We start from the raw sequence: 8,993 nt of genomic DNA, 5'->3' as shown, positions 1-8,993 counted from the left end.
GGTCGATGCTCAGCGCGCCGGTTGCATGGATTTTCGCCAGCAGACCTTCCATGCCGTTGACCACGCGCTCGGGGCCGGCCTCGAAGAAAATCAGAGACAGCTTCGGGTCCTGACTGCCCAGCGCCATGATCAGGCGGTGCAGGTTCACTGATTCATCGCTATTGATCAGTTGGTGGAAGCCCCGGGCAATGTTCAGCAATACATTTTCCACCGCGATGCCGTCCGGCAATTCGAAGAACAGCGGTGGCAATTGTTCCTCGCATTTGGCGACGACGGCGGCGGAGAACAGCGTCTCCTTGTCGTTGAAATGACTGTAGACCGTCAGCTTCGACACGCCGGCCTCGCTAGCCACCGCGTCCATGCTGGTGTTGGCGTAGCCATGGCAGAGAAACAGGGTTTTCGCCGCATCCAGGATCGCCTGGCGTTTGGCCAGATCCTTGGGGCGGCCCGGGCCGTTTGGAGCTGAAAGATTGTTCGACATTCTTCGCTTTTAATACTGGACTGGTGAGTTTGCTATTAATACCATACCCGCCAGTATAAATATTCCAAGCCTCATTCGCGAAAGGTCCGTCACCATGTTCCGCCATGCGTTGTCCTTTGCCGTGCCAGTCAGTCTGGCGTTCCTGTTATCGGCGTGCGGTCAGGAAGAGGTGACCAAAGTCACCGTACGCCCGGCCATGGTGGTACAGCCCGAGCCTTCGGCGCAGGCGATGGAGAGTTATCCGGGCGAGGTGCGAGCCCGCTATGAGCCTGATCTGGCGTTCCGCATTGGCGGCAAAGTCAGCCGACGACTGGTCGACGAAGGCCAGCGCGTCAAAGCCGATCAGCCCTTGGCCGAACTCGATCCGCAGGATGTGCGCCTGCAACTGGAAGCCACCCGCGCGCAGGTTGCCGCCGCCGAGGCCAATCTGAACCTGGTGCGCGCGGAACGTGATCGCTATAAAACCCTGATGGATCGGCAGATGGTCAGCCGCTCGGCCTACGACAACGCGGAAAATCTATATCGCTCCGGCGAAGCCCGCCTTAAACAAATCAAAGCTGAATTCAACGTTTCGACCAACCAGGCCAGTTACGCGGTGCTGCGTGCGCCACAGGACGGTGTGGTGGCCAAGCGTTCGGTGGAAGTCGGTCAGGTGGTCGCTGCCGGGCAAACCGTGTTCACCCTCGCCACCGATGGTGAGCGCGAAGTATTGATCAGCCTGCCGGAGCAAAGCTTCGGCCGCTTCAAGGTCGGTCAGCCGGTTACCGTGGAATTGTGGGCACAGCAGAATCAACGCTTCGCCGGGCAGATCCGCGAGTTGTCGCCGTCCGCCGACCCGCGCTCACGCACTTTTGCTGCGCGTATCTCGTTCACCAGCGGCAAAGTCCCGGCCGAACTGGGGCAGAGCGCACGGGTGTTTGTGCAAGCGGCCGACAGTGTCTCGTTGTCGATACCGCTTTCCGCGCTGACCGCTGAAAACGGCGCCACTTACGTCTGGGTGATCAACGGCAACAACACGTTGAAGAAAACCCCGGTGCGGGTCGGTCCGTTCGGCGAGAAAAGCGTGGCGGTGCTCGAGGGCCTGAATGCCAGCGACTGGGTGGTGGCTGCCGGCGTTCACGTATTGCTCGACGGCCAGCAGGTGCGACCAGTGGATCGCTCCAATCGTGTGGTCAATCTGGCGAACAAGGAGTAAGCCCCGATGCGCTTCAACCTCTCCGAATGGGCGTTGCGTAATCGCCAGATCGTACTGTTCCTGATGCTTTTGCTCGCCGTTGTCGGCGCGTTGTCCTACACCAAACTCGGCCAGAGTGAAGACCCGCCGTTCACCTTCAAGGCGATGGTCATTCAGACCCGCTGGCCCGGTGCGACCGCGCAGGAGGTCTCGCGCCAGGTCACTGAACGTATCGAAAAGAAGCTGATGGAAACCGGCGAGTACGAACGCATCATGTCGTTCTCACGCCCCGGTGAATCCCAGGTCACCTTTATCGCCCGCGACTCGATGCACTCCAAGCAGATCCCTGACCTCTGGTACCAGTTGCGCAAGAAGGTCGGCGACATTCGCCAGACTTTGCCGCCGGGAATTCAGGGGCCGTTCTTCAACGATGAGTTCGGCACTACCTTCGGCAATATCTATGCGTTGACCGGCGACGGTTTCGATTACGCCGTGCTCAAGGATTACGCCGACCGCATCCAGATCCAGCTGCAGCGGGTCAAGGACGTCGGCAAGGTCGAGCTGCTCGGCCTGCAGGACGAGAAAATCTGGGTCGAGCTGTCCAACGTCAAGCTCGCCACCCTCGGCTTGCCGCTGGCGGCAGTGCAGCAGGCGCTGGAGGAACAGAACGCGGTGTCCACGGCGGGGTTCTTCGAAACCGGCAGCGAGCGCTTGCAGCTACGTGTCTCGGGGAATTTTCAGACAGTCGATGAGATAAAGAACTTTCCGATCCGCGTCGCCGATCGTACGTTCCGCATCTCCGATATCGCCGATGTGCGTCGCGGTTTCAGCGACCCACCGGCGCCGCGCATGCGTTTCATGGGCGACGACGCGATCGGTCTGGCCGTGGCGATGAAGGACGGCGGCGACATTCTCGTCCTGGGCAAGGCGCTGGAAGGCGAGTTTTCGCGCATTCAGAAAAACCTCCCGGCCGGCATGCAGCTGCGCAAGGTGTCCGATCAGCCGGCAGCGGTAAAAACCGGCGTCGGCGAGTTCGTTCAGGTGTTGGTCGAAGCGCTGGCGATCGTCTTGCTGGTGAGCTTCTTCTCTCTCGGTGTACGCACCGGCATGGTCGTCGCGCTGACCATTCCGCTGGTGCTGGCGATGACCTTCGCCTGCATGTATTACCTCGGCATTGGCCTGCACAAGATTTCCCTCGGTGCGCTGGTGCTGGCGCTGGGCTTGTTGGTGGACGACGCGATCATTGCTGTGGAAATGATGGCGATCAAAATGGAACAGGGCTTCGACCGGATTCGCGCGGCGAGTTATGCCTGGACCAGCACCGCATTCCCGATGCTCACCGGCACGCTGATCACCGCCGCCGGCTTCCTGCCGATTGCCACTGCCCAGTCCGGCACCGGCGAATACACCCGTTCGATTTTCCAGGTAGTGACCATTGCCTTGCTCGCCTCATGGGTCGCGGCGGTGATGTTCGTGCCGTATCTGGGGGAAAAACTCCTGCCGGATCTGGCGAAAATTCACGCGGCAAAACACGGCACTGGCGATGGTCAACCGGATCCGTATGCCACGCCGTTCTATCAGCGCGTCCGGCGTCTGGTGGAGTGGTGCGTGGCCCATCGCAAGACGGTGATCGTGCTCACCGTGGGCCTGTTTATCGCCTCGGTGATGTTGTTCCGTTTCGTCCCGCAGCAGTTCTTCCCGGCTTCGAACCGGCTGGAGTTGATGGTCGATCTGAAACTGGCCGAAGGTGTTTCGCTGGCCAATACCACCAGTGAAGTCAAACGCCTCGAAGCGCTGCTCAAGGAGCACGCCGGCATCGACAATTATGTGGCCTATGTCGGCACCGGTTCGCCACGCTTTTATCTGCCGCTGGATCAGCAACTGCCGGCGGCGAGTTTTGCTCAGTTCGTGGTGTTGGCAAAAACCATCGAAGAGCGTGAAGCGCTGCGCAGCTGGTTGATCGAAACCCTCAACGAACAGTTCCCGGCCCTGCGTTCGCGGGTCACCCGTTTGGAAAACGGGCCGCCGGTTGGCTATCCGGTGCAGTTCCGCGTTACCGGTGAACACATCGAAGAAGTCCGTGCATTGGCGCGCAAGGTGGCAGCAAAGGTTCGCGAGAATCCGCATGTGGTCAACGTGCATCTGGACTGGGAAGAACCGAGCAAAGTTGTTTATCTGAACATTGATCAGGATCGCGCCCGTGCGCTTGGTGTGAGCACGGCGAATCTGGCGAAATTCCTGCAGAGTTCGCTGGTCGGCTCGACGGTCAGCCAGTACCGCGAAGACAACGAATTGATCGAGATTCTGCTGCGCGGCACCGTGCACGAGCGCACTGAATTGTCGTTGTTGCCGAGCCTGGCGGTGCCGACCGATAACGGTCGCAGTGTGGCGTTGTCGCAGATTGCCACGCTGGAATACGGCTTCGAGGAAGGCATCATCTGGCACCGCAACCGCCTGCCGAACGTGACCGTACGCGCGGACATTTATGGCAAGGAGCAACCGGCGACGCTGGTCAAGCAGATCATGCCGACGCTGGACCCGATTCGCGCCGAATTGCCTGATGGTTATCTTCTGGATGTCGGCGGCACGGTGGAGGACTCCGAGCGCGGGCAGAAGTCGGTGAATGCCGGGGTGCCGATGTTCATTGTCGTGGTGCTGACCTTGCTGATGGTGCAGTTGCGCAGTTTCTCGCGTACGGCGATGGTGTTTCTGACTGCGCCGTTGGGCTTGATCGGGGTGACGTTGTTTCTGATGGTGTTCCGCCAGCCGTTCGGGTTTGTGGCGATGCTCGGGACGATCGCGTTGTCCGGGATGATCATGCGCAATTCGGTGATTCTGGTCGATCAGATCGAGCAGGATATTGCATCGGGGCTTAAGCCTTGGCAGGCGATTATCGAGGCTACGGTGCGGCGCTTCAGGCCGATTGTATTGACGGCGCTGGCGGCGGTGCTGGCGATGATTCCGCTGTCGCGCAGTGTGTTTTTCGGGCCGATGGCGGTGGCGATCATGGGCGGGTTGATTGTGGCTACGGCGCTGACGCTGTTGTTTTTGCCGGCGTTGTATGCGGCCTGGTTCAGGGTTCGTCGGGAGGGTTGAGTTTCTTTGTCGTGGCGGCCTTCGGGCCGACCATGACTTGGGGTTTTGGGTGAATATCCTTGCTGTGGGTGTTGCTGATTACGGTTCCGCCCTTACGGCGGGTCACCTTTTTCAAACGCCGGAGTGCCGGCCCAGCAAAAAGGTAACCCAAAACGCTTGCTCCTACGTTCGGCCCTCGCAGGCTCGGGTTCCTTCGCTGCGGGATCGATCCGGGCGCAGCGGCTCCGGTTTGCTTCGCTGCACCTCCTTCCGCTGTGTCTGGCTGCGCCAGACGGTCGCTGCGCTCCCACGCCCGGATCAGTCCCTCCACTCAGCCTTCCGACGTCGCCGGTGGATCAAGATCAAGAGCAGGCGAGCTGACACTCGGCCATTGAGTGGTGAAAAGCGTGGGTGTTCGGCTTTTGATTTGTGTTGTTGCTGCCCCTCACCCCAGCCCTCTCCCGAGGGAGAGGGAGCCGATTTTGGGCGTTCCAAAATCTGCATTCGACTCGGTATCGCAAGTCGGCGTATTTCGCCTAAACACCTCGGTCAGTCCCCTCTCCCTCCGGGAGAGGGCTAGGGTGAGGGGCTTTTGATCTGTTTCTTTTGCGGATACTGACTCGGTATCTCAAGCCGACGTTGCTCTGGTAATCAGCTCGACTTCCCGCTATGACTGCGCATCGGCAGAGGATTTCCCTTGCTGAACTGCGGTGAATCGTGTCCTCGGTCCGGTCGATCCACAAAGCGGATGCGCAAAAAAACCCGCTGAACCGAGGAAGTTGAGCGGGCTTTTTTTGTGGTTCGGAAATTACAACGTACCAAACACCTTCTTCGCCAGACTCGTCGCCGCAGCGGCCGGGTTCTGACGAATTGTTTCTTCCTGCTTGCCGATCATCTCGAACAAACCATTGAGTGCCTGTTCGGTGACGTAGCTTTCAACGTTGGCGCTCTTGGCGTCGACGACACCGAAAGCCGCAGCTTGACCTGCAAAGGCGTTGTACTTCTGCGCGACGCCGACCTTGTCGGTGGCTTGTTTGACGATGGGCAGGAATTTCGCGCGGATCTGTTCGCGGCTGGATTTGTTCAGGTATTGGGTCGCCGAATCGTTGCCGCCGCTGAGGATGCCTTTGGCGTCGGCCACGCTCATTTTCTTCACTGCATCGACGAGGATTGGCTGGGCCTGGGTCACGGCGGATTCGGCGGCTTTGTTCATCGCGGTTTCCAGTTCTTCGACCTGGGCGCCCATGCCGAAGGCTTTCATCTTGCTCGCGGCTTTGCCGAGTTTGCCTGGCAGTTCGATTTTCACTTCGGGGTTATTGCTGAAGCCACCCGGGGTGCCGAGTTGTTTCACGGCGATCTGTGCGCCTTGGGTCAGGGCGTCCTTGAGGCCGCCGGTGGCGTCTTGTTGCGACAGGTCGTTGAGCGACAAGGCCAAGGCGTTGGCGGAGATCAGCAGACCGGCGCAGGCGGCGGCGAAGCGAAGGGTAGGGCGGCGCATGGCGGCTTCCTTGTGGCGAAAAATGGATTAACGAACGGCGTCGACGCGGATTTTCAGCGGCTGCGGGTCGTTGCCGTCGAGTTGCACGGCGTGGTTTTCGGTGGTGATGAACATCAGCTCGCCGTTGACTTCAATGCGCGCGCTGATCGAATAACGGTGGCCGGATTTGACCTGCGCCGGATCGTAGCTCAAATGAAACGGCAGCGGCACCTGGCCTTTGACCGGGCCGTTCTGTTCGGCGAGGACGATGGCGGGTGCATCGGCCAGCGACACGTCTTGCAGGCTGACGCTCAGGGTCGCGCTCGGGGGCAGGGCGATGCGTTGCAGGTAGAAGACTTCGCCGTCGAGGCTGGCCTTGCCGGCGGGTGTGGTTGATTGGCAGGCGCTGAGCAGCGTGGCGGCAGCGAAGGTCAGCAGTTTTTTCATGGGTGGAACTCCTTTCAATGTGGGAGCGAGCCTGCTCGCGAAAGCGCTGGGTCAGTCAAACTAAATGTCGACTGACATTCCGTCTTCGCGAGCAGGCTCGCTCCCACAGGTCTGAGGCTTCAAGCCTCAGGCTGTGGCGTGATCTGATCCGCCGCATCTTCACTGCGATGCAGCGCGACCTGGCGGATCGACAGGCGAATCTCCGCCGGCAGCACGCGCTTGGCCGCGCCTTCGGCCAGCTCGCCAAGCAGTTCGTGATAGCTGAGCTTGCCGGCTTCGTCGCGGCGCAGGACGTCGAGGTCGAGCAGGGTCTGGATGAAGTGTCGGAACAGGCTCTTGTCAAAGAACTCTGGAGCGTTCAAACCGTGGAGGATCGACAGGCGCTGGGCCATGACCGTGCACAGGTCTTCCAGCTCTTCGGCGCTGATGCTGTTCTGGCCGCTGTTGAGCAGCAGGGACACGGTCATGTAGAAGCGCTGCAGGGTCTGCGCGATGCTTTTCGACAGCAGTGTCAGCAGCACGAAATGCCGCGAACTCGGCGCCGGGCGCAGGTAAACGTCCTTCTCGAAACGCAGCAGGCCCTGCTCGACGAACGCTTCCAGCCACTGATCGATCACCGCGTCGAGTTCGTCCAGGTTCCAGCGGATGAACAGCTCCGATTGCAGGTACGGATACAGCGCGCGGGTGTAGCGCAGGATCTGCTCGCGGCTCATGCGCGAGGTGCTCTGGAAGAAACTCGCCAGCAACGACGGCAGAGCGAAAATGTGCAGGACGTTGTTGCGGTAGTAAGTCATCAGGACCGCGTTCTGCTCGTCCAGATACAGAATCTTGCCCAGCGCATCGTTCTGCTCGGCGAGCAGATCCATGTCTTTCACATGCTCGATCAGCGCCCGGCCATCGCCTTCCGGCAAGGTGGTGTGTGGCGAATACGGGACCTTGCGCAGCAGCGCCAGATACAGGTCCAGCACCCGCGCCATGGCGCGATCATCCAGGGCCAGACGCGTGGTCGACAGCAGAGCCAACGCCACCAGATTCACCGGATTGATCGCCGCCGCTTCGTTCAGATGCCGGGCGACTTTCTCGCCGAGGCGGTTGGTGGTTTCGTTGAGCCACGCCGGTTTGAATTGCGGGCCGAGCTCCTGCTGGCGCCAGTCCGGTTGCTCGGCGTCGAGAAATTCCGCCAGTTTGATCGGCTCGCCGAAGTTCACCGCGACCTGGCCAAAGCGCTGCTTGAGCGCGCCGATCACTTTGAAAATATCGAAGATCGATTCTTTTTTCTTGCTCGCCCCACGCAGTTCGCCGAGGTAGGTGCGGCCTTCGAGCACGCGCTCGTATCCGATGTACACCGGCACGAAGACGATCGGCATCCGCGACGAACGCAGGAAACTGCGCAGGGTGATCGCGAGCATGCCGGTTTTCGGTTGCAGCATGCGCCCGGTGCGCGAGCGCCCGCCCTCGACGAAATACTCCACCGGAAAACCTTTGGTGAACAGGGTGTGCAGGTATTCGTTGAACACCGAGGTGTACAACGGATTGCCCTTGAAGGTGCGGCGCATGAAGAACGCACCGCCGCGACGCAGCAGGCTGCCGATCACTGGCATGTTGAGGTTGATCCCGGCAGCAATGTGCGGCGGGGTCAGGCCGTTGCGGAACAGCAGATAGGAAAGCAGCAGGTAATCGATGTGGCTGCGATGGCACGGCACGTAGATCACTTCGTGACCCTGCGCAACGTTCTGCACGCCCTCGATGTGGTTGACCTTGATGCCGTCGTAGATCTTGTTCCAGAACCAGCTCAGCACCACTTCGAGAAAACGGATCGCTGTGTAGGTGTAGTCCGAGGCGATCTCGTTGCCGTAGCGCAGGGCCTGGGCCTTGGCTTTCTCCGGGGAGATTTTTTCGCGCTCGGCTTCGTCGAGGATCGCCTGTTTGACCAGCGGCTGATTGAGCAGGCCTTTGACCAGATTGCGCCGGTGAGAAATGTCCGGGCCGATCACCGCAGCTTTGAGATTGCGGAAGTGCACGCGCAGGATGCGCTGGGCCATGCGCACGGTGCGCTCGTGGCCCTTGTTGTGATCGATCAGTTCGCGCAGATGGATCGGCGCGGAAAACTGCACGCGGGTTTTACGCCCGAGGACGATGATGCTCAGCAGCCGGCGCAGGCGTCCGGTGACTGCCCAGCTGTCGGCGAACAACAGTTTCCACGGACTGTTTTCGCTGTCCGGGGACTGGCCCCAGAACACGCTGACCGGAATGATCTGCGCGTCTTCGGCAGCATTCTGAGTCAGCGCGCTGACCAGACGGGTGAGAGTCGGCGGCGCGCCGCGTTGTCCTGGCGACCG

General features: G+C 60.4%; 6 protein-coding genes. 2 read left to right on the top strand and 4 right to left on the bottom strand.

Going from position 1 to position 8,993, the window contains the following annotated elements:
• The coding region (locus tag OQK_RS05580; protein ID WP_016771495.1) for a TetR/AcrR family transcriptional regulator at window positions 1-481 on the bottom strand (481 nt) is incomplete at its 3' end.
• Window positions 482-575: 94 nt separating this feature from the next.
• Here OQK_RS05580 and OQK_RS05575 point away from each other — a divergent pair.
• Together OQK_RS05575 and OQK_RS05570 are read left to right on the top strand one after the other, a co-directional pair.
• Window positions 576-1,676 (top strand): efflux RND transporter periplasmic adaptor subunit, encoded by a 1,101-nt coding sequence (locus OQK_RS05575; RefSeq protein WP_016771494.1) that lies wholly within the window; start codon window positions 576-578, stop codon window positions 1,674-1,676.
• 6 nt (window positions 1,677-1,682) lie between these two features.
• Window positions 1,683-4,751: an efflux RND transporter permease subunit gene (locus tag OQK_RS05570; RefSeq protein ID WP_016771493.1), complete on the top strand. Its 3,069-nt coding sequence runs from the start codon at window positions 1,683-1,685 to the stop codon at window positions 4,749-4,751.
• A gap of 787 nt (window positions 4,752-5,538) precedes the next feature.
• Here the strand turns inward: OQK_RS05570 and OQK_RS05565 are convergent.
• From OQK_RS05565 to plsB, 3 genes are all read right to left on the bottom strand, one after another.
• Window positions 5,539-6,228, bottom strand: a complete 690-nt coding sequence (locus OQK_RS05565; RefSeq protein ID WP_016771492.1) for a DUF4197 domain-containing protein — start codon at window positions 6,226-6,228, stop codon at window positions 5,539-5,541.
• Window positions 6,229-6,255: 27 nt separating this feature from the next.
• Window positions 6,256-6,654, bottom strand: coding sequence for a YbaY family lipoprotein (locus tag OQK_RS05560; protein ID WP_016771491.1), 399 nt, complete (start codon window positions 6,652-6,654; stop codon window positions 6,256-6,258).
• A 119-nt stretch (window positions 6,655-6,773) separates the two neighbouring features.
• Window positions 6,774-8,993, bottom strand: a 2,220-nt coding sequence (gene plsB / locus OQK_RS05555) for a glycerol-3-phosphate 1-O-acyltransferase PlsB (protein WP_016771490.1), incomplete at its 5' end; no start/stop codon positions are given.

Origin of the sequence: Pseudomonas sp. R62, from assembly GCF_000257605.1 — a bacterium.
Taxonomy (GTDB): Bacteria; Pseudomonadota; Gammaproteobacteria; order Pseudomonadales; family Pseudomonadaceae; genus Aquipseudomonas; species Aquipseudomonas atacamensis.
Note: the sequence above shows the minus strand (reverse complement) of the source record. Positions and strands in the feature narration are given on the sequence as shown.

Coding starts and splice junctions, on each gene's coding strand:
- OQK_RS05575 (WP_016771494.1), top strand. CDS start 576: ATGTTCCGCCATGCGTTGTCCTTTGCCGTGCCAGTCAGTCTGGCGTTC.
- OQK_RS05570 (WP_016771493.1), top strand. CDS start 1,683: ATGCGCTTCAACCTCTCCGAATGGGCGTTGCGTAATCGCCAGATCGTA.
- OQK_RS05565 (WP_016771492.1), bottom strand. CDS start 6,228: ATGCGCCGCCCTACCCTTCGCTTCGCCGCCGCCTGCGCCGGTCTGCTG.
- OQK_RS05560 (WP_016771491.1), bottom strand. CDS start 6,654: ATGAAAAAACTGCTGACCTTCGCTGCCGCCACGCTGCTCAGCGCCTGC.